20 protein-coding genes and 1 pseudogene are annotated in these 22,746 nt (G+C 70.7%); 8 read left to right on the top strand and 13 right to left on the bottom strand.

Going from position 1 to position 22,746, the window contains the following annotated elements:
* Positions 1-8 precede the first annotated feature (8 nt).
* A complete protein-coding gene (dapA, locus tag VGL85_RS01025; protein WP_331585090.1) occupies positions 9-893 on the bottom strand; it encodes a 4-hydroxy-tetrahydrodipicolinate synthase in 885 nt (294 codons plus the stop codon).
* A gap of 152 nt (positions 894-1,045) precedes the next feature.
* Here dapA and VGL85_RS01020 point away from each other — a divergent pair, with 152 nt between their 5' ends.
* A complete protein-coding gene (locus tag VGL85_RS01020) occupies positions 1,046-3,163 on the top strand; it encodes a lytic transglycosylase domain-containing protein (protein WP_331585089.1) in 2,118 nt (705 codons plus the stop codon).
* A 3-nt stretch (positions 3,164-3,166) separates the two neighbouring features.
* Here VGL85_RS01020 and VGL85_RS01015 read toward each other — a convergent pair whose 3' ends face one another.
* The 3 genes from VGL85_RS01015 to VGL85_RS01005 are packed head-to-tail and all read right to left on the bottom strand — an operon-like array spanning position 3,167 to position 5,718.
* Positions 3,167-4,681, bottom strand: coding sequence for a serine hydrolase domain-containing protein (locus VGL85_RS01015; RefSeq protein WP_331585087.1), 1,515 nt, complete (start codon positions 4,679-4,681; stop codon positions 3,167-3,169).
* A gap of 33 nt (positions 4,682-4,714) precedes the next feature.
* The gene (locus VGL85_RS01010; RefSeq protein ID WP_331585085.1) at positions 4,715-5,080 is read right to left on the bottom strand and encodes a hypothetical protein; all 366 of its coding nucleotides are present in this window, start codon (positions 5,078-5,080) and stop codon (positions 4,715-4,717) included.
* A 5-nt stretch (positions 5,081-5,085) separates the two neighbouring features.
* On the bottom strand, positions 5,086-5,718 hold the full coding sequence (locus VGL85_RS01005; RefSeq protein WP_331585083.1) for a TetR/AcrR family transcriptional regulator: 633 nt from the start codon (positions 5,716-5,718) through the stop codon (positions 5,086-5,088).
* Positions 5,719-5,850: 132 nt separating this feature from the next.
* Between VGL85_RS01005 and VGL85_RS01000 the strand changes: the two genes are divergently transcribed.
* Positions 5,851-6,771 carry a class I SAM-dependent methyltransferase gene (locus VGL85_RS01000; protein ID WP_331585081.1) on the top strand — a complete coding sequence of 307 codons (921 nt, stop codon included), beginning with the start codon at positions 5,851-5,853 and terminating at the stop codon, positions 6,769-6,771.
* Positions 6,768-7,556 carry an RNA methyltransferase gene (locus VGL85_RS00995; RefSeq protein WP_331585078.1) on the top strand — a complete coding sequence of 263 codons (789 nt, stop codon included), beginning with the start codon at positions 6,768-6,770 and terminating at the stop codon, positions 7,554-7,556. The genes VGL85_RS01000 and VGL85_RS00995 overlap by 4 nt, the downstream gene beginning before the upstream one ends.
* An 8-nt stretch (positions 7,557-7,564) precedes the next feature.
* Here VGL85_RS00995 and VGL85_RS00990 read toward each other — a convergent pair whose 3' ends face one another.
* From VGL85_RS00990 to VGL85_RS00980, 3 genes are read right to left on the bottom strand one after another with little or no spacing between them, the layout of a single operon-like run.
* Entirely contained in the window at positions 7,565-7,984 is a 420-nt protein-coding gene (locus tag VGL85_RS00990; RefSeq protein WP_331585076.1) for a hypothetical protein, read from the bottom strand.
* 33 nt (positions 7,985-8,017) lie between these two features.
* On the bottom strand, positions 8,018-8,371 hold the full coding sequence (locus VGL85_RS00985; RefSeq protein WP_331585074.1) for a hypothetical protein: 354 nt from the start codon (positions 8,369-8,371) through the stop codon (positions 8,018-8,020).
* Between the two features lie 14 nt (positions 8,372-8,385).
* Entirely contained in the window at positions 8,386-8,832 is a 447-nt protein-coding gene (locus VGL85_RS00980; protein ID WP_331585072.1) for a hypothetical protein, read from the bottom strand.
* Positions 8,833-8,998: 166 nt separating this feature from the next.
* On the opposite strand from VGL85_RS00980, the gene VGL85_RS00975 reads away from it, so the two are divergent.
* Entirely contained in the window at positions 8,999-9,856 is an 858-nt protein-coding gene (locus VGL85_RS00975) for an undecaprenyl-diphosphate phosphatase (RefSeq protein WP_331585070.1), read from the top strand.
* On the opposite strand, the gene VGL85_RS00970 is transcribed toward VGL85_RS00975, so the two are convergent.
* Positions 9,853-12,324 carry an ATP-binding protein gene (locus VGL85_RS00970; protein WP_331585068.1) on the bottom strand — a complete coding sequence of 824 codons (2,472 nt, stop codon included), beginning with the start codon at positions 12,322-12,324 and terminating at the stop codon, positions 9,853-9,855. The two genes, VGL85_RS00975 and VGL85_RS00970, sit on opposite strands and share 4 nt — an antisense overlap.
* A gap of 137 nt (positions 12,325-12,461) precedes the next feature.
* On the opposite strand from VGL85_RS00970, the gene VGL85_RS00965 reads away from it, so the two are divergent.
* The 3 genes and pseudogenes from VGL85_RS00965 (at position 12,462) to VGL85_RS00955 (ending at position 14,385) form a co-directional block, all read left to right on the top strand.
* Complete coding sequence (locus VGL85_RS00965; protein ID WP_331585066.1) at positions 12,462-13,076, top strand: glutathione S-transferase family protein; 615 nt, start codon at positions 12,462-12,464, stop codon at positions 13,074-13,076.
* Between the two features lie 98 nt (positions 13,077-13,174).
* Positions 13,175-13,825: pseudogene (locus tag VGL85_RS00960) on the top strand (peroxiredoxin); the annotation flags it as partial.
* An 80-nt stretch (positions 13,826-13,905) separates the two neighbouring features.
* Positions 13,906-14,385, top strand: coding sequence for a carboxymuconolactone decarboxylase family protein (locus VGL85_RS00955; RefSeq protein WP_331585062.1), 480 nt, complete (start codon positions 13,906-13,908; stop codon positions 14,383-14,385).
* Between the two features lies 1 nt (position 14,386).
* Here the strand turns inward: VGL85_RS00955 and VGL85_RS00950 are convergent, their stop codons facing one another.
* Genes VGL85_RS00950 through hrpB form a run of 5 tightly spaced genes read right to left on the bottom strand, consistent with a single transcriptional unit; the run spans position 14,387 to position 21,028 of the window.
* Positions 14,387-15,694, bottom strand: a complete 1,308-nt coding sequence (locus tag VGL85_RS00950; protein ID WP_331585059.1) for an alpha/beta hydrolase family protein — start codon at positions 15,692-15,694, stop codon at positions 14,387-14,389.
* Positions 15,695-15,749: 55 nt separating this feature from the next.
* Positions 15,750-16,907: a 2OG-Fe(II) oxygenase gene (locus tag VGL85_RS00945; RefSeq protein WP_331585057.1), complete on the bottom strand. Its 1,158-nt coding sequence runs from the start codon at positions 16,905-16,907 to the stop codon at positions 15,750-15,752.
* 48 nt (positions 16,908-16,955) lie between these two features.
* Positions 16,956-18,017: a TauD/TfdA family dioxygenase gene (locus VGL85_RS00940; RefSeq protein WP_331585055.1), complete on the bottom strand. Its 1,062-nt coding sequence runs from the start codon at positions 18,015-18,017 to the stop codon at positions 16,956-16,958.
* 3 nt (positions 18,018-18,020) lie between these two features.
* Positions 18,021-18,533 carry a VOC family protein gene (locus VGL85_RS00935; RefSeq protein WP_331585053.1) on the bottom strand — a complete coding sequence of 171 codons (513 nt, stop codon included), beginning with the start codon at positions 18,531-18,533 and terminating at the stop codon, positions 18,021-18,023.
* Between the two features lie 11 nt (positions 18,534-18,544).
* Entirely contained in the window at positions 18,545-21,028 is a 2,484-nt protein-coding gene (hrpB, locus tag VGL85_RS00930; protein WP_331585051.1) for an ATP-dependent helicase HrpB, read from the bottom strand.
* Positions 21,029-21,169: 141 nt separating this feature from the next.
* Between hrpB and VGL85_RS00925 the strand changes: the two genes are divergently transcribed.
* Positions 21,170-22,738: an amino acid permease gene (locus VGL85_RS00925; RefSeq protein WP_331585049.1), complete on the top strand. Its 1,569-nt coding sequence runs from the start codon at positions 21,170-21,172 to the stop codon at positions 22,736-22,738.
* Positions 22,739-22,746 lie beyond the last annotated feature (8 nt).

Here is a 22,746-nt window from a genome sequence, read left to right as displayed (position 1 = left end):
TCAGCAACCTAGACCAGGCCCGCGTCGTGCATGGCGGCCAGGACTTCCTTGCGCGAGGCCTCCGAGGCCGGTGCGATGGGCAGGCGCGCGTCCTCGGCGCAGAGGCCCAGGTGGGCCAGCGCGAACTTGGTGGGGGCCGGCGAGGCGTCGGTGAACAGCGCCTTGTGCAGGCGGATCAGCCGATCCTGGCCGTAGAGCGCGCCCTGCCACTGGCCGGACATGGCGTCGTTGAAGAAGGCCGAGACCTGTTCGGGGGCGACATTGGCGGTGACCGAGATGCAGCCGTGGCCGCCGTGCGCCAGGTAGCCCAGCGCTGTCGGGTCGTCGCCGGTGAGCATGGTCCAGCCCTCGCCGCACATCAGCCGCTGCTGGCTGGCGCGGGCCAGGTCGCCGGTGGCGTCCTTGACGCCCACGATGTTCGGCAGCTTGGCGAGCCGCGCGAGCGTCTCGTTGGAGATGTCGACGCCCGTCCGGCCGGGGACGTTGTAGACCAGGATCGGGATCTGAACCGCCTCGGCCAGGGCCGCGTAATGGGCGTACATGCCCTCCTGGCTGGGGCGATTGTAGTAGGGCGTGACCACCAGGGCCGCGTCGCAGCCGACCGCCTTGGCGTGGCGGGTGAGCTCGATCGCCTCTTCCGTGGAATTGGAGCCGGTGCCGGCGACCACCGGCAGGCGGCCGGCGGCGGTCTGGACGCAGAGCTCGGTGACCCGGCGGTGCTCGTCGTGGTTCAGCGTCGCGCTTTCGCCGGTGGTGCCGACCGGCACCAGGCCATGCACCCCGCCGGCGATCTGGCGCTCCACCAGGGCGACGAAGGCTTTCTCGTCCACGTCTCCGTCGCGGAACGGAGTGACGAGGGCCGGAAGGACGCCCTTGAACATAGGCTCTGGCATGGGAGTGCAATTTCGCGTGATTGGACGCCTGGAAAGGCGTCGTTCAGATTCGTTGCGACAATATGAGCACGCGAGCGAAGCCTGCAATGACCTATTGATTCGCTTCGTGTTCGCCTGAATTTCGTTGGGCGTTTTTCGTCGGGGGCGTCGGGGTGCACAAGATCGCACGCAAAGCCTTCCTGATCGCTGGGGTCGCCGCCATGGCGAGCGTCGCCGCGCGCGCCCAGTCGCTGGACCCGCTGGGCGACCTGCTCGAGAGCGTCACCCACACCGGCGTGCTGGGCGACGCGCCGCTGCAGCCGGCCAGCGCCTCCCACCGGCTCTCCGACCGCGACGCGGGCCTGTTGCGCCAGGCCATCGAGGCGGCGCGCCGGGCCAATGTGAACGGCGCGCGCGACGCCATCAGCCAGATCAGCGATCCCCTGGCCCAGAAGACCGCGACCTGGGTGCTGGTCGACTGCGACGCCGACTCCGTCGGCTTCTACGAGGTGGACAAGGCGCGGGTGGAGCTGGCGGCCTGGCCGCGCGGCGCGCGCCGCCAGGCCGCCGCCGAGCGGCTGGTGGAGACTTCCGGCAAGAGCGCCCAGCAGATCGTCGACTGGTTCGCCGGCGCCGAGCCCACGACCGCGCAGGGCGCGCTGGCGCTGGCCACCGCCGAGAAGACCCTGGGCCGCACGGCCGACGCGACCGCGCTGGTGAAGCGCTGGTGGCGGGAGAAGAGCTTCGACGAGGCCAGCCAGCGCACCATGCTGGCCAGGTTCGGCGACGTCCTGACCCAGGACGACCATGTGCGCCGCACCGACATGCTGCTCTATGGCAAGGAAGGCGGCGCGGCGCGCGAGATGCTGCCGCTGATCCCCGCCGACCAGCAGGCCGCCGCCAAGGCGCGGCTGGCGCTGCGGACCGATGCGCGGGACGCCAACGAGCTGGTCACCGCCCTTTCGCCCGAGCTGCAGGCCTCGCCCGGTGTCGCCTTCGAACGCGCCGCCTACCAGCGCCGCAAGGGCCTGGACATGCTGGCGCTGGGCCAGGTGACCTACTTCCCGCACGAGGTGACCTCGAGCGACCAGGCCGAGCGGATCTGGGACGAGCGCCGCCACCTGGTGCTCTCGGCGCTGCGGGCCGGCGACATGCACGCCGCCTATGCCGCCGCCGCCGACAGCGGGCTGTCCACCGGCTCGCCCGGGGCGGACGCCGAGTTCGACGCCGGCTGGATCGCGCTGACCAAGCTGAACGAGCCGGCCAAGGCCGCGAAACACTTCGCCGCCGTGGAGAAGATCGGCACCACGCCGGTGACCCGGGGTCGCGCCTTCTATTGGGAAGGCCGCGCGGCCGAGGCGAAGGGCGACCGGTCCGGGGCCGAGGCCTTCTATGGCCAGGCGGCGAAGTACGACACCACCTTCTACGGCATGCTGGCGGCGGAGAAGTTGGACCGGCGGCTGACGCTCACGTCGGACCCGATCATCACGTCGCAGGCCCACGACGCCTTCGAGGCGCGCGACGAGATCGCCGCCACCCGCCTGCTCTACGACTATGGCCAGCACGACCTGTTCAAGGTCTTCGTGCTGAACCTGGACGAGAGCCTGCCGTCGGCCGCCGACGAAGCCCAGCTGATCGACCTGGCCCGCGGCTATGGCGAGATGGACCTGTCCATGCGCGCGGCGCGCGCGGCCGCCCAGCGCGGCTTCGTCCTGCCGCAGCGGGCCTATCCGATGCGCGCGGCGCCCGACGGCGGCGCGGCGGAGGCGGCCCTGGTGCTGGCCATCACGCGGCAGGAGAGCAACTTCGACCCCAACGTCCACTCCGGCGCCGGCGCGCGCGGCATGATGCAGCTGATGCCGGCCACCGCGAAGATCCTGGCCCGGCGGATCGGGGTCGGCTACTCGCCGTCACAGCTGGACGAGCCCGACTACAACATGAAGCTGGGCGCCCACTACCTGGGCCAGCTGGTCAGCCAGTTCTCCGGCTCCTACATCATGGCCGCCGCCGGCTACAACGCCGGGCCCGGGCGGCCCAGCCAGTGGGTGCAGGTCTGCGGCGACCCGCGCGGCGGCAGCACCGACCCGGTGGACTTCATCGAGTGCATCCCGTTTTCCGAGACGCGCAACTATGTGATGCGGGTGATGGAGAACATGCAGGTCTACCGCGCCAAGCTGAACGGCGGCTCGGTGACGATCACGCTGTCCAACGACCTGAAGCGCGGCGCCTATGGGTCCAGCATCCCCGCCCAGCCCGTGCTCACCGAAGCCAGCGCGACGACGGGGCGCTAGCGGTCAGCGCGGCGCGCCCACGCCCAGCGCCTGGAGGCGGCCGTCCGGCGCCAGCACCAGGCGCCACGCCAGCTTGCCGCCGCCGAAGACCGCCTCGTAGATGTCGGCGCCATTGGGGCCCACGCCCTTGAAGGTCAGCGACTGCAGATCGCCCATCCGGGCCAGCATGGCCTGCAGGCCGGGCAGCTGTTGGCGGGTCGTGTCCGCCAGGCCGTCACTCATCTGGCCATAGTCGGGCTTGCCGGCCCTGAGCTCGCCCATCACCCGGCGCAGGACCGCCTCCCCCCCGGGGAAGGGTTGCTGGTCGGCGACCCGCCTGGCCCGCGCCGTGGCCGCCGCCGCCAGCCGCTGCGCCTCGCCGCGCCAGGCCGGCGCGAGCGCGGCCAGGGCTTCGATGAAGTAATCGCCTTCACAGCCGAAATCCGAGCTGCGGAGGCAGACGATTCCGACCTCAGCTCGCGGATCGAAATAGGCGGCCGAGGTGAAGCCGGCGACCGCCCCGCCGTGGCCGATCAGTTGGTTTTCGCCGTGCGGCTCGATCATGAAGCCGACGCCGTAGCGGCCGCCGCCCTTCATCGGGAAGGAGCGCTGGACGTTGGCGGCCACCAGATCGCGCGGCAGCACGCCGGCGGGCCCGTCGCCCATCTCGAAGGCCAGGAACTTCGCCAGGTCATCGACGGTGGTGAACAGGCCGCCGTTGGGGATCTTGTAGCCGCGGCCGCTCACCAGCTCGGTATCGGCCTGGGTCGGATCGGGCTTGCCGTTCCGCATGCCATAGCCCCTGGCCAGCCGCGCCAGCATGTCGGGGGTCGGGCGGAAGCCGCTGGAGGTCATCCCGAGCGGCGCCAGGACCTTGCGCTCCACCAATTCGGTGTAGGGCGTCCCGGCGGCGTTCTCCAACGCCAGGCCCAGGGCGGCGTAGCCGATGTTCGAGTACAGCGCCTCGTCGTTCGGCTTGAAGGCGTAGCTGGTGCGGGCGAGCGCGGCGCGAACGCTGGCCTCCCAGGCGTCGATCGGGCCGCGCAGGGTGCTCGGGTCGCCCGGCTCGCGGCCGAGCCCGGCGCGGTGGGTGGCGAGCGACAGCAGGGTGACCTGCCCCGCGGCCGCGTCGTCGAAGCCCTGCACGGTGCGAAGTTCCGGCAGGTACTTCACCGCCGGATCGTCCAGGCGGACCTTGCCATCGCGGGCGAGCTGAAGGAGGGCGACGGCGGTGAACTGCTTGGTGATCGAGCCGATGCGATAGACGGTCCGGCGGTTCGCCGGCGTCTTCTTGTCCATGTCGGCATAGCCGTAGGTCTTGGTCCAGATCAGCCGGCCGTGCTCGACGACGCCGACCGTCAGGCTGCCGACGGGATGGGCGGTGGCTTCGGCGGCGAAGGCCGCGTCGACCGCCTCCAGGGCCTTGGCGCGATCAGTGGCGAGCGCCGGCTGGGCGAGCGCGGTCGATCCCGTCGCGCCGGCCAGCAGGGCCACGCCCAAGGCCAGCGCCCTCACCGCCCCGCGCAATCCGAACCTCATGCCCAGCCCCCATCGCCAAGGACGTCGGCGCCGTCAGGCCTTCGGCGTCCGCGCCCAGGCCACAAGGAACAACAGGCCGAGCGCCATGTCGACGGTGGCGAAGAACACCACGGCGGGCTGGGTCTGGGCCTTGGCGAAGGCGATCCAGGCCACGGCGCCCCAGGACCACTTCTCAAGCGCGGTGATCGGCATCAGCGGGCGCAGCCGCACCGGATCGCGGGAAACCAGGAAGAACACCAGCTGGAAGACCAGGGCCACGGCCAGGAAGCCGTAGAAGTACTCCGGGTGCGTGAAGGGCGTGGTCTGGGCCTCGATCTGCCGGCGCAGGAACAGCAGCGGGGCCAGCACGAGGACGCCCCAGGCGGCCGCGAGGCGATAGGTCCACTGGGCGAAGCGCATGGCCCCTAGTCGACCACCAGGCCGTTCAGCAGGCCGTCGAGGGTGACCTCGATCAGCTCGTCCTTGGGCGCCCAATCGAAATCCGGGCGGGCCGACATCATGGCCACCACCCCGTGGCAGGCCATCCACAGCGCCTGGGCGGCGGAATCGGCGGTGCCGGTGCGCAGGCGCCCGGCGGCGGCCACCTCGCGCACCACGCCGGAGAAGGTGTCGTAGCACTGCGCGCCGACATCATCGGCGCCGTGCGGCAGCGGCGCGGCGACCGGCGGCGGATCGGAGAACACCAGGCGATAGGCGTTCGAGTGCTGCAGGCCCCAGCGCATGTAGGCGTCCAGCATCATCCGTACCCGCACCACCGGGTCGAGCGGGCGCGCGGCGAGTTCGCGGTTGCGCTCCAGGAGCAGCTTCAGCGTGCCCTCGCAGATCTCCCGCAGGATCGCGCCCTTGTCCTGGAAGTGCATGTAGAGGGCTGTGGAGGAGACGCCGACCTCGTCGGCGATCTTGCGGATGGTGGCGCCCTCGTAGCCCTCGACGACGAAGATGCGTTCGGCGGCCTCGAGGATTTCGGCGCGGCGCAGGTGGCCGTCGCCCTTGGCCTTGCGGGCGGACCGGCGGACGGGAGGGGCGAGGACCGGCAAGGGCGTCTTTCTCGGCTGGCTTTCCGCTACGGGACCCCAATTCCGTCACGGTGACAAGTGCGGTCGCATTTCCGCCACAGACGGACCTGTGGAGCGTTGGCGCCGGGCCGTGGACCGCGTAAGCGCGGGATCATGAGCCGGACTGAGCCGCAAGTCGCCGAACTGCCGAGCGTGATGCGCACGACCGGCTGGGACGACTATGGGCTGATCGACAGCGGGAACGGGCGCAAGCTCGAGCGCTACGGCGGCTTTGCGGTGGTGCGGCCGGAGCCGCAGTGCCTGTGGACGCCCGCCCTGCCCGCCGCGCGCTGGGACGCGGCCGAGGCGGTGTTCGATCCCACCGACGAGGAGGACGCCGGGCGTTGGAAGCTGAAGGGCGCGGCGGCCGCGCTGGGCAATGGGCAGGCCTGGCCGCTCAGCTGGCGCGACGTGAGGTTCCACGGCCGCTTCACCAGCTTCCGCCACCTGGCCTTCTTCCCCGAGCAGGCGGCGAACTGGGAATTCCTGGACGCCGCCGTGCGAAGTGCCGGCGCTCAGCCAAAGGTGCTGAACCTGTTCGGCTATACCGGCGTCGCCAGCCTGGTGATGGCGGCCGCCGGCGCGGCGGTGACCCATGTGGACGCCTCGAAGCGCGCGGTGGGCTGGGCGCGGGAGAACGCTGAGCTCTCCGGCCTTGCCGATCGGCCGATCCGCTGGATCACCGAGGACGCGCGCAAATACGTCCAGCGCGAGGTGCGGCGCGGCTCGCGCTACGAAGGCATCATCCTCGATCCGCCGAAATACGGCCGCGGGCCGGACGGCGAGGTCTGGCGGCTGTTCGAGGACCTGGCTGAGCTTGTCGGCCTATGCGCCGGACTTCTTTCGGAAAACGCAAGGTTCCTGGTGCTCAACGCCTACGCCGAGCGGATCAGCGGCGCGGCGCTGTCGGGCCTGTTGGCGCAGGCCATGGCCGGCCGCGGCGGGCGGATCGAATGGGGCGAGCTGGCGCTGGTCCAGGAAGGCGGGGCGCGGGAAGTCGGTATGAGCTTCTTCGCCAGATGGCAGGCGTCATGAGCACGCGAACCGTCACCTCGCTCACCAATCCGACGGTGAAGGCCGTGCGCGCCCTGCACATGCGCAAGGCGCGCGACGAGACCGGACTGTTCGTGGCCGAGGGTCTGAAGGCGGTGATCGAGGGGATCCAGACCGGCCACGCGCCGGCGATCCTGATGCACGGACCGGATGCGGCGAACCACGCCCTGGCCAAGACCGCCATCGCCGCGACGCTGGCGGCGAACGGCGAGGTAATCGAGGTCACCCAGGACATCCTGGCCAAGGTTTCCCGCCGGGAGAACCCGCAGGCGGTGGTGGGCGTGTTCCGCCAGACTTATCAGCCGCTCTCGACCCTGGAGCCGCCGGCCGCGCGTGTCTGGGTGGCGCTGCACCGGGTGCGCGATCCGGGGAACCTCGGGACCATCATCCGCACCGCCGACGCGGCCGGCTGCGGCGGGGTGATCCTGGTGGGCGAGTGCTGCGATCCCTATTCGGTCGAGGCGGTGCGCGCGACCATGGGCTCGATCTTCGCCACGCCCCTGTACCGGGCGGGCGAGGCGGAATTCGCCGCCTGGCGCAACGCCTGGCCGGGCTCGGTGGTGGGCACCCTGCTTTCGGCCGAGGTCGACCACCGCGAGGCGGACTATGGGAAGCCGGCGCTGATCCTGATGGGCAACGAGCAGCAGGGCCTGCCGAGCGACATGGCCGCCCTGTGCGACGTGAACGTGAAGATCCCCATGCGCGGCCGGGCCGACAGCCTGAACCTGTCGGTGGCGACCGGGATCATGATCTACGCCGCGGCCTAAGGTGCGGCCTAGTTGAAGTGGTAGGCGTCGACCGCGGCGCGTTCGACGGCATAGGTCGCCGTGCGGCAGGGGTCGCTCAGCTTCGAGCGACGGATCCGCAGGCACTCATAGACGGCGCCGGTGTCCCTGCGGCCCTGACACAGGGTCTCGCGATCCGAAGCGCAGGCCAGCTTCCAGCTCTTCAGGTCCTGGCGATAGGCGGCCTCCGCGCCGGAGGTCGAATAGGCCCGCGCGGGGTCGCCGGCGTTGAAGTAACTGGCGTGACGGCTCCAGGTGTCGCTGGGGTTCCGAAAGGTCTCGGCGTATTCGGACCGCGGCGGCGACGATCCGCCCGGCCCTTCCACGTAAGGCGGGGTGGCCTGTTGGGCGACGGCGACACCGGCGAGCGCCAGGGCGGCGACGGCGGTTGCGAGGATTTTCAGTTTCATCATCGGCCCTCATTCAGTCTAGCGGCGGCGAGGCTAACGGGCCGCCCAGGCCATCCTCTGTTGATCCATGGCGGTGCGGCAGGGCTCGCTGAGGTCCGGCCGGCGGCGTTCGAGGCAGCGGCCGGCGCTGAAGCTGGACTGGCTTTCGGCGCAGAGCCTTTCCCGGTCGGCGGCGCAGGCCTGACGCGTCTGCGCCGAGGCCTTTTCCAGCGACTGCAGCGCCTCTGGACTTGTCCTGGCCGCCCCGATGCGCGCCTGGGCGTTGGTGGGCGGCGAGGTCGATCCTTCAAAATCGGAGGCGATGGGCGTGGCGTGCTGCTGCTGGGCCGCAGCGGCGCCGGCCAGCAAAACGGCGACGGCGACGGCGGCGGGGGCGCGGAGTCTCATCGACGTTCCCCCTTCTACAGCCGCCCCTCGGCGGCCTTGGTCACCTGGTCCCAGGCCGCCTTGCACGGGCTCGAGAGCTTCAGGCGGTGGTATTCGAGGCAGCGGTCGACCGCGAGGTGGTTCGTCTTGTCGGCGCACAGCGACTGTTGGTCCGTCGCGCAGGCCAGCCGCATCTGCGGCACGGCGACCTTGAGGCCGTCGAACACCTGCTGGGTCATCTTGGTCTGCAGGCCGCTCGGCAGCGGCGGCGCATTGGGGCCCACCGGGCGGTCGAGGTCGCCGTAAGCGTCCCAGAGTTCCGGATTGCTCCAGTGCGAGCCCAGCGGCTGCACCGGCGGCGGGCCGAAGGCCTGGTGCGGCACGACGGAATAGGGTTGGCCTTCGACGGTGACCTGGGCGGCGGCGACGCCTGCGAGGCCCAGGGCGGCGACGGCGGCGGCGAGGACTTGCAGCAGCTTCATTGCCGGTCTCCCTCCAGGGAATGTTGCGCAAGCTTGAGCGCCCGACATACCGGCAATATTTCAGTCTCATAAAAAATCCATAAAACCTTCGCGCCGTCACGGCGAAAGGCGGCTTTCGCTTCCGCGCGCGGGCGGCCATAAGCGCCCCTTCGCGTGCGAGGTGGCGATGAGTGATTCCTGCGGCGGCCTGGATCTGGGATTCCTGGGCCTGAGCTATGCCAAGGTGGCGGCGCTGGGGGTGGTCCAGGGGATCACCGAGCTGATGCCGATCTCGTCCACCGCGCACATGCGGATCGTGCCGGCCCTGCTGGGCTGGCCGGACCCGGGGGCGGCGTTCTCCGCGGCGATGCAGGCCGCGGCCCTCCTGGCGGTGCTGAGCTATTTCCGGCGCGACTTCATCGGCATCGTCGGCGGATCGCTGCGCGCGGCGGCGCAACGGCGGTTCGGCGACAAGGACCTGAAGCTGGCGCTGCTGGTGGTGCTGGCGACCATCCCGATCGGGATCGCGGGCCTGGCGCTCGCGCCCATCCTGAACGCCTGCAACTCGCCCCTGCGCAGCCTGCAGGCGGTGGGCGTGGCCTGCGTGGTCATGGCCGGCCTGCTGGCGCTGGCGGAAATCGTCGCCCGCCATCGGCGCGACATGGAGAAGGCGACGGTGCTGGACGCGCTGCTGGTGGGCCTGGCCCAGGTGGGCGCGCTGATCCCCGGCGTGTCGCGCTCGGGCTCGACGCTGACGGCGGCGCTGGCGCTGGGCTTCCGGCGCGAGGAGGCGGCCAGGTTCTCGTTCCTGCTGGGCGCGCCGACCATCGCGCTCGCCGGGGCCAAGGAGTTCTGGGAGCTGCACAAGGCGCATCTGTCGGCGCACGGCTGGAGCCTGCTGGGCGTGGGCCTGGCGGTGGCCGCGGTCGCGTCCTTCGTGGCGATCTGGGGATTGATGCGGGTGCTGGAGCGGTTCTCAGCCTGGCCGTTCGTATTCTACCGCGCCGCGCTGGGCGTGGTGGTGCTGGCCGTGGCGTTCAGCTAGGCCGCTTTCGTCTCGAGCAGAGAGAGCGTCTCCGACAGCACCGCGATAAGGTCGTCGGGCCGCATGGGCTTGGCCAGGTGGCCGTCCATGCCGGCGGCGCGGGCCTCGGCGATATGCTCCGGCAGGGCGTTGGCGCTGAGGGCGATCATCCGTACAGGCGGGCGGCCGGCGGCGGCCTCGGCGGCGCGGATCTCGCGCGACGCCGACAGGCCATCCAGCACCGGCATCTGCAGGTCCATCAGGATCAGGTCGAAGGCGCCCTGCCCGGCCGCCTCCACCGCCTGGCGGCCGTCCTCAACCAGGGTCAGGTCGACGCCCAGCGGCTCCAGGATCAGTTCGACCACCTTGCGGTTGGTGGGATGGTCTTCGGCGACCAGCACCTTCAGGCCAGTGAGGTCGGCGCAGGCGGCTTCCTCCTCGTCCTCGGCCTCGGCCGGCGCCTCGGCGGGCGGCAGCGGCAGGGTGACGGTGAACACCGAGCCCTTGCCGGCCACGGACGAGGCGTCGATGGCGCCGCCCATCAGCCCAGCCAGGGAGGCGCAGATGGCCAGGCCCAGGCCCGAGCCGCCGAAGCGGCGGGTGATCGAGCCGTCGGCCTGCTCGAAGCGGCTGAACAGGCGCTCGCGGAACTCCGGCGAGAAGCCGACGCCGGAATCGCGCACGGTCATGGTCACCCTCTCGCCATCGGCGGCCACGTCCAGGGCCACGCCGCCCACCGTGGTGAACTTCACCGCGTTGGAGAGGAGGTTCGACAGGATCTGGGTCACGCGCACGTCGTCGCCGAGCCGCCAGCCCCGGGCGTCCGGCGCGATGGAGACGCGGAAGTCCAGCCCCTTGGCCTCGGCGCTGGCCCGGTGCAGGGCCGCGATGGTGGCGACGCACTCGGAAAGCTCGAAGGGCGCGGCGTTGACCGGCAGCTGGCCGGCCTCGATGCGCGACAGGTCAAGGATGTCGGTGAGCACCTGCTCCAGCAGGCGGCCGGAGGCGACCACGAGGTCGGCGGTCTGGCGGCCACGCTCGGTGGTCTGCTCCTTGGCCAGCAGGCTGCCCAGGGCGATCACCCCGTTCAGGGGCGTGCGCAGCTCATGGCTCATGTTGGCCAGGAAGTCGGTCTTGGCGGCGTTGGCGCGCTCCAGCTCGCTGGTGCGGGCGCGGACGCGTTCCTCCAGGTCGGCAAGGATGGCGTCGCCGCGCCGGCGCTCGGCGCTGAGGGTGCGGGCGAGCTGGCCGATCTCGTCCTGGCGCGCGGCCAGGACTTCGGTGCGTTCCGAGGCGGGATCGCCCAGCGCGCGCAGCGGGGCGATCACCAGGCGTCGCACCATGGCGAACAGGATCGCCGCCCCGATGGCGATGATCAGGAACTTGCCGGCGAAGTTGGGGGCCATGGCCTTCCAGGGGCTGACCGAGACCGCCTTGGGGAAGGCCACGAGCAGCAGCCAGGAGGGCCCGTCCAGGTGACCGTAGGCCACCCACATCTTGCCATCGGGGCTGTCCACCACGCCGCTGGCCTGGCCCTGGGCGTGGATGCGGGCCACCAGGTCGGGCACGCCGTAGGTCTTCTCGAGCTTGGCCACGGCGACGGGATTGAGGGCCTGGGGCTGGGCGAAACCGGGGAAGGCCACCAGCTTGCCCTGGTCCGAGGCGATCAGGCTGGTGGCGCCGTCGGGCGTATTGGCGAGCACCCGGGTCAGGTAGGAGCCGGCCATCAGCGTCGTGCCCCAGGCGCCGACGTACTGGTTGTCCACATAGACCGGGCTGACACAGCCGGTGATCAGGGTCGAACCGGTCTTGTCCTGCAGCAGGGGCGACAGGGGCGTGCAGCGCATGCGCCGGTCGAGGTCGTTGATCGGCAGCGGATAGCGGCCCTGGTCGGTGTGGTCGAAGTCGAGGCCGGGCGGGGCCGTGTGCCGGAAGTAGGTGAGGCCCTCCGGCCGGTGCGGCGCGAACAGGATCAACCGGTCCTTGGGACCCAGGAAGAAGAAATTCTCGAACTTGGCGAGGTCGCTTTCGCCGACCCGGTTCACCACCAGGGTGGCGGCGGTCATGATCCGCTTCTCTTCCGGCGTCACGTCGTCACCGTGGCCGAGATAGGCGCCCACGCCATAGATGGCGTCGCCATTGGAGGTCTGCTCGCCGTCCCAGAGGCTGTCGCGGCTGCGCCGCGTGCCGTCGCCATGATCCGGGAACCAGGCGTCGAACTGGCGGTCGACCTGCGGCCCCGGCCGCATCAGCTTGAGGCGGCGGTAGAGGGCTTCGCTGGCGGCGGCCTGCTTGGTGCGCAGGGTGTCGAACAGCTCTTCCTCGGTGCGGGTGCGCTCCTTCACATAGAGCGCCAGGTCGCCGACGCGCCGCCGCTCCAGCTGCTGGGTGTTGACCGACCAGGTCACCACGGTGTCGACAAGCAGCAGCACGGTCATGGCGGCGATGAGGCCCGCCAGGAGCTTGGTGCTGATCGATCGGAAGCGCATGCCGGGCGGCGCCTTCTGGAGGTGACGAAGACCCGCGATATCAAAAAAAAGTTTGCGAAAGACTTCAGACGCGACGACCAGGCTGTCGCATCCCGCGCCGTTCCAGCGTCTTACACAGAACGGGAAGGACCCTGATCGTGAAGCTCTACTACTCGCACAACCTGAACCCGCGCGTGGCCGTGGCGGCGGCGAAGCACCTGGGCTCGCCGGTGGAGTTCGTCCGCGCCAGCCCGCAGCATCCGGATAACATCGCCGCCTTCCGGGCGATCAACCCCAACGCCCTGGTTCCAGTGCTGGTCGAGGACGACGGGCGCACGACCTGGGAGACCGACGCGGTGGCCTTCCGCCTGTCGCAGATCGCCGGCTCGGACTTCTGGCGGACCGGGCCGGACGCGGTGGAGATGACCCAGTGGCTGAGCTGGAGCGCCTACCACCTGGGAAGCGCGGCCGCTCCGCTCTATTTCTACCGCATCGTCTTCCCGACCTTCTCAAAGGAGCCGGTCAACGAGGCCATGCTGGCCGAGGCGCTGGCCGACTTCCGTCGCCATGCGGAGACCTTGAACGCCCACCTGGCGGACCGGCGATGGGCGCTGGGTGAGACCGTGTCCTACGCGGATTTCCGCCTGGCGACGGCCCTGCCCTTCGCCGAGGGCGCGGGCCTGCCGGTGGCGGAGTTTCGCAACATCGCGCGCTGGCATGACCAGCTCTGGGCGCTGGAGGCCTGGCGCGAGCCGTTCAAGGGGATCGACTAGCTGTCCGCAGGGCGACTGATCGGGGCCGCAAAAATCTTCACTTGCCCGCCTCAACCGGTGGAACCATGGTCGCGCCCTCTCCAGACGAAGAGCGCGCCATGACCCTGAAGCTGAACGACATCGCCCCGGACTTCACCCAGGACTCCACCGAGGGGAAGCTGCACTTCCACGACTGGATCGAGGGTCACTGGGTGGTGTTCTTCTCCCACCCCAAGGACTTCACCCCGGTCTGCACCACTGAGCTGGGCGCGGTCGCGCGGCTGAAGCCGGAATTCGACAAGCGCGGCGTCAAGGTGCTGGGCCTGTCTGTGGACCCGGCTGACAGCCACGCCGGCTGGTCGAAGGACATCGAGGAGACGCAAGGCGTCGCCCCCAACTTCCCGATGATCGCCGACACCGACCTGTCGGTCTCCAAGCTCTACGGCATGCTGCCGGCGGACACCCAGGGCACCTCGGAAGGCCGCACGCCGGCCACCAACGCCACAGTGCGCAACGTGTTCATCATCGGGCCCGACAAGCAGATCAAGCTGATCCTGGTCTATCCGATGACCACCGGGCGCAACTTCAACGAGATCATCCGAGTGATCGATTCCATGCAGCTCACCGCCAAGCACAAGGTGGCGACGCCGGCCGACTGGGAGCAGGGCCAGGACGTGATCCTGACCGGCGCGGTCAGCGACGAGGAGGCCAAGGCGAAGTTCCCCGGCTTCGTCACGCTGAAGCCCTATCTGCGGACCGCCAAGCAGCCGGGCTTAAATTTTCCGGCGGCCATGTCACAGCCGGCTGGGGCCGCGCGTCTAGGGGGCATCAATCCTTCCTGGAGTCCCCAATGACCCAACGCCTCAACTTCATGGCCGCCGCCCCTGCCGCCATCGAGCCCCTGATCAAGGTCGCCGCCGACCTGGAGAAGGTCGGGCTGGAGCCGATCCTGACCGAGCTGGTGAAGATCCGCGCCTCGCAGATCAACGGCTGCGCCAACTGCCTGCACATGCATACCGCCGACACCCTGAAATACGGCGAGCGGCCGGAGCGCATCTTCCTGCTGAACGCCTGGCGGGAATCGAAGATGTACACGCCGCGCGAGCGGGCGGCGCTGGCCTGGACCGAGGCCCTGACCCGGGTGGCCGACACCGGCGCGCCGGACGAGGACTTCGCGGCGATCAAGGCTGAGTTCAACGACGAGCAGATCGTCCACCTGACGGTGCTGGTGGGCGCGATCAACGCCTGGAACCGGATCGCCATCGGCCTGCGCGCCCAGCACCCCAACGACAACCGCCTGGCCGCCAAGAGCGAGCCGGTGGCGGCCTAGATCAGCGATCGGAACGGACGCCGGCCTGGCGCGACACCCAGTCCACCACCACCTCGACCAGGCCCGGCGCCTGTTTCCACCAGAAGAACGGCCCCTTTTCGTCCGGCTGGATGGTCAGGTTGTGGACCGCCCCCGGCGCGATCAGGGCGGTGTAGGGCGTGTGCGAGGCGTCGAGCGCGCCGGTGATGGTGGCGATGGTCGCGTCCAGCGGCTGCAGGATGTCCTTCTCGCCGTAGATCAGCAGGACGGGCTGTCGGACCTTTCGCCAGACCGGCAGGGTGTCGAACGCGCCGTTCAGCCGACCGAAGGTCCAGACCCAGCTGTCGCGCGGCGGGAAATCCATCCAGCCGTACCAGGCCGCGCCCTTGTAAGGCGCGGCGGCGGCTTCGAAGGTCTCGTAGGGAACCGCGCCCGAGGCGGCGTCCACGAACAGGGTGTAGACCTGCATCGCTTTGGCCTTGTCGGCGGCGGACAGGCGAAGTTCGTCGATCGCGTGGTCGACCCGGTAGATGTCCTGGTCGCGCTGGGGGCCGGCGAAGGTGTCCATCGCCACGATGAAGGCGATCTTGCCGGGCGCCAGGGTGGCCGCCAGCGGGCCGATCACCCCGCCCTGGCTGTGGCCGTGGATACCGACCCGGCGCGGATCGATGTCGGGGCGCGCATCCAGCAGGTCGACGCCGGCCAGGGCGTCGCGGGCCAGGTCCTCATAGCGCGAGGTGCGCCAGTCGCCGCCGGACTCGCCGGAGCCGCGCTTGTCGAAGATCAGCGCCGCCACGCCGGCGCGGGCCATGCGGTCGGCGATGTAGCGATTGGTCCCCCAGCGGGTCTCCGGCCCGCTGCCGTGCACCAGCACCACCGCGCCATGCCTACCCGGCGTGTGCGGCAGGCAGAGCGTGCCCTTCAGCACCACCGCGCCGTTGCGGAAGCTGACCGGCACGACGTCGTAGGGCAACACCGGCGCCGGGCCGCGATGCAGGGTGAAGGTCCCCGAGGCGCCGCCGGTCTTGAAGGTCCCCGCGATCTCGCGATCCGACAGGGCGCCGTCGAAATGGATGCCGCCGCCGACCGTGAAGGTGACATGGGCCTGATCGCGCGCCACGGCGTCCAGCGGATAGTCCATCGCCCGCTGCACCGGCGAGGTGAAGCGGCCGTGGGCCTGGTCGGGATCGAAATCGAAGCTCACCGGCAGGCTCTGGCCCTGCTCGACCATGGTCCCCTGCCAATGACCGGCCAGGCCTGGCGTCGCGTGGGCCGCGCCGGCCGCCAGCAGCAGCCCCGCCACGATCCCGGCGGCCGTGCGCGTCCCCATCATCCGATCCCATCGCAGCCTTACCTTCAGGGAAGGTAGCAGGGCGTGGCGGACGTCAGCCAGGACGGGAATCCGACGGATTCGGACCCACTTCGGCCCGTTGGGCCCGTTCGGCGTTTTCGCGCTCCGTCAGGATCGCCTTGCCCGTGTCGTCGTAGACGAACGGCAGGTAGGCGTAGCGGGAGCCGGCGGTGACCCGCCGCACGGCGTGCAGGATGGCGCAGGGGAAGACCACGGCCCAGCCGGCCGGGGCCTTGTAGCCGGCCATGTTGTATTCGGGGAAGACGACCTCGCCGCCCTCGAAGCCGTCATTGAGGTTGATCGAGATGGCGAAGCGGCGATGGGCCGTCGATGGCGCGCCATTGTCGATGTGCGGCCGGAAATGGCCGCCGTCCTCGGCCGAATAGCAGCCGATCAGGTGCCGCTCGACGTAGTTGGCGCGCATGAAGAACAGCTTTTCGATCTCCGGCAGGATGCGGCGGCCGAGCGAATCCTTGAGCGCGGCGATCAGCGCCGGATCGGTGATGGTGACATCGCGGCGGCTTTTGAAACTGGGGTCGTAGACCTGCTGGTTTCCGCGGAAGAAGCCGATGTCGCGGCCGCCGCCCTGGTTCCGATGCAGGTCCGTGAGCTGGCGGCAGAGTTCCGGCGCCAGCACGTTGGGCAGCATCAGCACCGGCGCCGGTCGCGTGACCCCGCCGAACCCGTCCGGTGGCGGCAGGGCCTCGACGGCGGCGATCACCTCTTCCACCGGCGTCTCGCGCATCGGCCAGCTGCGCAGCACCCGCATCGACGGATCGACCAGCAGCCACTTGCGGGCGACCGCGCCGCCCTTGGCGACGTCGCCGTTCAGCGGCGTGGCCCCGCAGGCGTTGGACACCGTCCGGTCGAAGTCCCAGACGAAGCGCACACCCGGCTCGACGCCGGTCAGGCGGTGAACCTCGCGGTCGCGCGGCATGACGCTGACCCCGAAGAACGACACCCGCTCGCCATCGAACAGGTCGCTGCGCGCGGCCACCGCCTCGACCATGGCGCGGATGTCCGGATCGTCCGCCGACAGGAAGAGGCCGAACAGCAGGAAGCGGCCGGCGCAGGAGTCGAAGACGAAGCCCTTCATGTCTCCGCAGTCCTGGGACAGGGTGGGCAGCCGGTCGCCCGGCTCGATCCGCCGGTAGACGGCGGTGGCTTCGGAGGCGGCGGCGGTTTCCGTCATGGGGCCCAAGTCTAGGCGGCGGCGGCGCCAATGCGCCAGCCCGGCGCGTCAGGCCTCCAGCGACGCGATCCAGCGCTCCGGCGGGACGGTGACCCCGCCACGGGCGCCGGGCGTGACCGTGCCGAACCGCTCGGCGAACACCTCAGGCAAAGGCTGGGCCTGGAGCGGCGCGAGCCACAGGCGCAGCAGGTGGCGACGGCGCTCCGGCTCCGGCCAGTCCTCGAAGGCGGTACGGTCGTGGAACAGGACGTGGTTGTTCACCAGCTGGATGTCGCCCGGCAGGAAGTCGATCTCCAGGTGCAGCGCCGGATTCTCGGCCAGCGCGTCCATCAGGTCGAGGGCGGCGCGCTGGGCGTCGGTCAGCGGCGGGACCTCAGCGAACCGGCGGGCGCTTTCGATGTACTGGCGCTGGTATTTCCCGGCGAAGTGGCCGGCGTGCCAGTTGAAGACGGGGATCGTGAACCAGGGCTGCTCGCCCGGCGCCGCCTCGCCGCGCCGGTCGGTCTCGATGGGGGCGAACAGCGCTGCGGCCAGATCGGGCGCCCGGGCGCGCATCTCGTTGTGCAGGGTGACGGAGCTCACCAGGCTGGAGCGGCCGCCGGCGCGGGCCGGCTTCAGGCAATAGAGGCCGACCACGTCGCAGCTGTCGGTGTGATAGGTCTGCCGCTCGTGGGTCTGGTAGAGCCGCGCGGTGGGATCGTCGGGCGAACGGCCGAGGTCCTTCACATGGCCCAGGATGTGGCCGGCGGCGTTCTGCGGGCGAAAGGCGCCCAGGTGCGCGCCGATGCCCAGGAAGGCGGCGGCGTTCTCGCGGCGGCTCAGACGCTCTGGATCGAGGCCGCGCAGCACCGCGAAGCCGCGGCCCTCCAGCACCTCGTCGCGATGGATGGCGGCCAGGCGCCGCCCGAACGCCGGTAGCGGGAAATCGCCGGCGGTGACGCCCGCCAGGTCCAGGTCACGGGCGGCCAGCGCCCGGGCGGCGGCCTCGATCTCGGCGACCTCCGCCGGCGACAGCGCATGCAGCCAATCGGCGGGCGACAGGTCGGCGGCGCGCCAGGCAGCGGGGCCTGGGATGGGGCCCGGGGGAAGTTCGGGCGGAAGCTCAGTCATGGATCAGGCCGTCTGGCTCGCGGTCCAGTCGTCGAGGATCTGGCGGGCGCGGTTCTTCGCCGGGTCCATCATCGCGTCGTGGCCGGGGCGCTTGGCGGTGAGTTCGACCACATAGCCGTTGGGATCGCGGAAATAGATGGAGTCCACGAAGCCGTGGTCGGAGACGCCGCGCACCTCGCGCCCCTCCGCCTTGCCCTTGGCCAGCATCTCGGCCAGCGCCTGGGGCGTCACTTCCAGGGCGATGTGCAGGTCGAAGTCGTGCTGGGCCTTGAAGTCGAAGGCCATGTCCGGCGCCTCGAAGAAGGCCAGGAAGGAGCCGTCATCCATCCGGTAGAAGGTGTGCAGCACCCGGGTCTCGCGGCCGGTCTTGGTCTCGCCGATCGCTAGTGATCCGGAAAGCGGCAGGCCGAGGAAGTCCTCGTAGAAGGCGCGGGTGGCCTCGGAACTGCGGCAGCGGTAGGCGTTGTGGTGCAGGCCCTTGATCATGCCGTGATGATTCCACAACGGCGGGCTCATGTCCCCCAAACTTAGGATCCTCTGGGCTTGGCCCGGGTGGTGGGCGCCGCGCTCGCCGGGTCCTCCGGCCACAGATGCTTGGGATAGCGGCCCTTCATGTCGCTGCGGACATCCTTCCAGGAACCCTTCCAGAAGCCCGGCAGGTCCTGGGTGGTCTGCACCGGGCGATGGGCCGGCGAGAGCAGGGACAGGGTGAGCGGTACGCCGGCCACCATCGGGTGTTCGGCCAGGCTGTAGACCTCCTGCACACGGACATCGACGCGCGGGCCGGCCTCGGCGGCGTAGTCGATGGCGAAGCTGTTGCCGGTGGGCGCGGTCCAGCGGGCGGGCGCCGCGGCGTCCAGGCGGCGCTGCTGGTCCCAGGGGATGAGGCTGCGGAGCGCCCCGTCCAGCACGTCGGGCTTGAGGGCGCCGAGCGATCGGACGCCGGACAGGATCGGGGTCAGCCAGTCGTCGAGGCGTTCGGTCAGGGCGGCGTCGGAGAGGTCCGGCCAGGCGGGGTCGCGGCCGTGCAGGAAGGCCGCCCGTTCGCGCAGGCTCTGCGCCGCCTCGCCCCAGGGCAGCAGGCCCATGCCCTCGGCGCGGACCCGGTCGGCCAGGGCGGTGGCGATCCGGGCCGGATCGGGGTTGTCGTCGACGGTTTCGCGCAGGGTGAGCTTGCCCAGCCGCGTGAGGCGCTTGGCGCGCAGGCGTCCTGCCCCGCTCTCCTCCAGCCGGTCGTCGACGGTGAGCTGACCCGCGAACGCAGCCTCGATCTCCTCCGGCGTCAGCGGGGCGGCCAGCAGGATACGGTCGCGGCGCTCGCCGCCGCCCAGTTCCGCCACCGCCAGCCAGGGCTCGCGGGCCAGCGCGTCGGTGGGCTCCAGGAAGGCGCCACGGCCGGTGGCGAGCTGGTATTCGCCCTGCGGTCCACGGGCCCTGGCGACGCGCTCCGGATAGGCGAAGGCCAGCAGCAGGCCTTCGGACAGCGGTTCGCCCCTTCCTTCCAAAGCCCCCTCCGTTGGCTTCGCCGACACCTCCCCCGCTATCACGGGGGAGGAGCGAGCCTGCGACGCCCAGCGTTCGGCGAGCGCCTTGGCGTCGCGAGCGCGGGGGCTGCGGTCGCGGCCCAGGGCTTCCAGCCGATGGCGCAGGTCGGCGTCGCGGCCGGCGAGGTTGCGCTCGACGATCAGGGCGGCGATGCGCGCCGCGCGGGCCGCCTGGCCGGTCTCCGCCGCCTTCAGCACCATATGCGCCAGGCGCGGGCTGAGCGGCATGTCGCTGAGCGCCCGGCCATGGGCGGTCAGCACGCCGTCGGGCGTCAAGGCCTCCAGGCGGACCAGCAGGCTGCGGGCCTCGGCGAAGGCGGCGGTGGGCGGCGGGTCGAGGAAGGCCAGGCCCGCGGCGTCCTTCGCGCCCCAGCGGGCGAGGTTGAGCGCCAGGCCGGCCAGGTCGGCGTCGAGGATCTCCGGGTCGGCGTAGGCCGGCAGGGCGCGGGTCTCGGCTTCGTCCCACAGGCGATAGCAGACGCCGGGCTCGGTGCGCCCGGCGCGGCCGCGGCGCTGGTCGGCGGCGGCGCGCGAGACGCGCACGGTGGCCAGCCGCGTGAGCCCGCTGGCCGGATCGAAGCGCGGCACGCGCGCGACGCCGCTGTCGACCACCACGCGCACGCCCTGGATGGTCAGGCTGGTCTCGGCGATCGAGGTGGCGAGCACCACCTTGCGCACGCCGTCAGGCGCGGGCGCGATGGCGCGGTCCTGGTCGCGCGGGTCGAGCGCGCCGTAGAGCGGGGCGATCTCGACGCCCGGGCGGGCGCGTTCAGCCAGGCGCTCGGCCGTGCGGACGATCTCACCCTGGCCCGGCAGGAAGACCAGCAGCCCGCCCGTCTCGGCGGCGAGCGCGCGGTCGATGGCGCGGACGGCGCGGTCCTCCAGCCGCAGCGTCTCGTCGCGGCCGAGGTAGCGGGTATCGACCGGAAAGGCGCGGCCAAGGCTCTCGACCACCGGGGCGTCGCCGAGCAGGCGCGCCACCGCCGCGCCGTCGAGGGTGGCCGACATCACCAGGATGCGCAGGTCCTCGCGCAGCAGGGCCTGCGCGTCGCGGGCCAGCGCCAGGCCAAGGTCGGCGTCCAGGCTGCGCTCATGGAACTCATCGAAGATCACGCAGGCGATCCCGGCCAGCTCCGGGTCAGCCAGGATCATGCGCGTGAAGACGCCCTCGGTGACCACCTCGATGCGGGTCTGGGCCGAGACCCTGGACTGCATCCGCACCCGGAAGCCGACGGTCGCGCCCACCGGCTCGCCGAGCGTCATGGCCATCCGCTCGGCCGCGGCGCGGGCCGCCAGGCGGCGCGGCTCCAGGACGACGATCTTGCCGGCGCCCATCCACGGCTCGGCCAGCAGTTCCAGCGGGACCACGGTGGTCTTGCCGGCTCCGGGCGGCGCCACCAGCACCGCCGCATTCCGTTCGGCCAGCGCGGTCTTCAGCGCCGGCAAAGCCTCGTGGATCGGCAACATTCGTGCGCTCTAGCGGCCGGTCCGCGCAACGCCAAGCCTTGACGCTTGACCCGCACGGCACAACCAAGTCACGGTCGCGTCAAATTTCGCAGGCGGCCCGAAGACCGTTGGGTTCGGGGGGAGCCGCTGTTCGGAGGGAAAATGTGGCGCGTTAAATCGCTCGACGCCATTCTGGCGACGGCGGAGAAGAAATCGCTGCACCGGTCGTTGGGGCCGTTGCAGCTCACCCTGCTCGGCATCGGCGCGGTCATCGGCACCGGCATCTTCGTGCTTACCGCCACGGCGGCGCAGAAGGCCGGGCCGGGCATGATGGTCTCCTTCATCATCGCCGGGGCGGTCTGCGCGGTCGCCGCACTCTGCTACTCCGAACTCGCCTCGATGGTGCCGGTGGCGGGCTCGGCCTACACCTATTCCTACGCCGTGATGGGCGAGCTGGTGGCTTGGCTGGTCGGCTGGGCGCTGATCCTGGAATATGCCCTGGGCGCCAGCGCGGTCGCGGTCGGCTGGTCCGGCCACATGATCGGCCTTCTGGACTCCCTGGGCATGCACATACCCCACGCGTTGACGGTGGGGCCGAAGATGTCCTTCGGCAATTTCCTGGAAGGCGGCGAGGTCGGCGGGATCGTCAACCTGCCGGCGGTGATCATCACCGCCCTGGTCACGGCCTTGCTGATCTACGGCACCAAGGAAAGCGCCACGGTCAACGCCGTCCTGGTGGCGATCAAGGTGGCCGCGCTCAGCCTGTTCGTCCTGGTGACGGTGCCGATGATCGCCGGCCACGCCAGCCACTTCACGCCCTTCACGCCGCGCGGCTGGGGCAATCCTCTGGGGTCGTCCGGCACCGGGGTCCTGGGCGCGGCGGCCTCGATCTTCTTCGCCTATGTGGGCTTCGACGCGGTCTCCACCGCGGCCGAGGAGACCCGAAACCCGCAGCGCAACGTGCCGATCGGCCTGATCGGTTCGCTGCTGATCTGCACCCTGTTCTACCTGCTGGCCGCCGGCGGCGCGATCGGCGCCTTCGGGGCCCAGCCCCTGGTCGGCCCCGACGGCGTGCCCTACGGCGACGGCTCCCCGGAACTGGCGGCGGCCTGCACCGCCATGGGCGCGCACACCCCGCTGGTCTGCTCCAAGGAGGCCTTGGCCTATGTGCTGAACGAGATCGGCCATCCGTTCCTCGGCAGCCTGGTGGCGCTGGCGGCGACCATCGCCCTGCCCTCCGTCGTGCTGCTGATGATGTATGGCCAGACGCGGATCTTCTTCGTGATGGCCCGCGACGGCCTGCTGCCGCCGGTGTTCTCCACCGTGCACCCGAAGTTCAAGACCCCCTGGATCATCACCCTGGTGACCGGCATCGTCGTGGCGCTGTTCGCGGCCTTCCTGCCGGTGGGCCAGTTGGCGGACTACTCGAACTCCGGGACCCTGTTCGCCTTCGCGGCGGTGTCGCTGGGGGTGATGATCCTGCGCTTCACCGACAAGACCCGCGTGCGGCCGTTCAAGACGCCCCTGCTGTTCCTGGTGGCGCCGGCCTCGATCATCGGCTGCGCGGTGCTGTTCATGAGCCTGAACGGCAAGTCCAAGGGGCTGTTCCTGGCCTGGACGGCGCTCGGGCTGGTGTTCTACTTCCTCTACGGCTTCTGGCGCTCCAACGTGCGGCTGGGCGTCGAGAACGACGAGCCGCTGACCGAGGGTCCGGGCGGCGTTCCGGACTAGCACCCCCC

The organism is Phenylobacterium sp. (assembly GCF_036501465.1).
In the GTDB taxonomy this organism is placed as follows: domain Bacteria; phylum Pseudomonadota; class Alphaproteobacteria; order Caulobacterales; family Caulobacteraceae; genus Phenylobacterium.
Note: the sequence above shows the minus strand (reverse complement) of the source record. Positions and strands in the feature narration are given on the sequence as shown.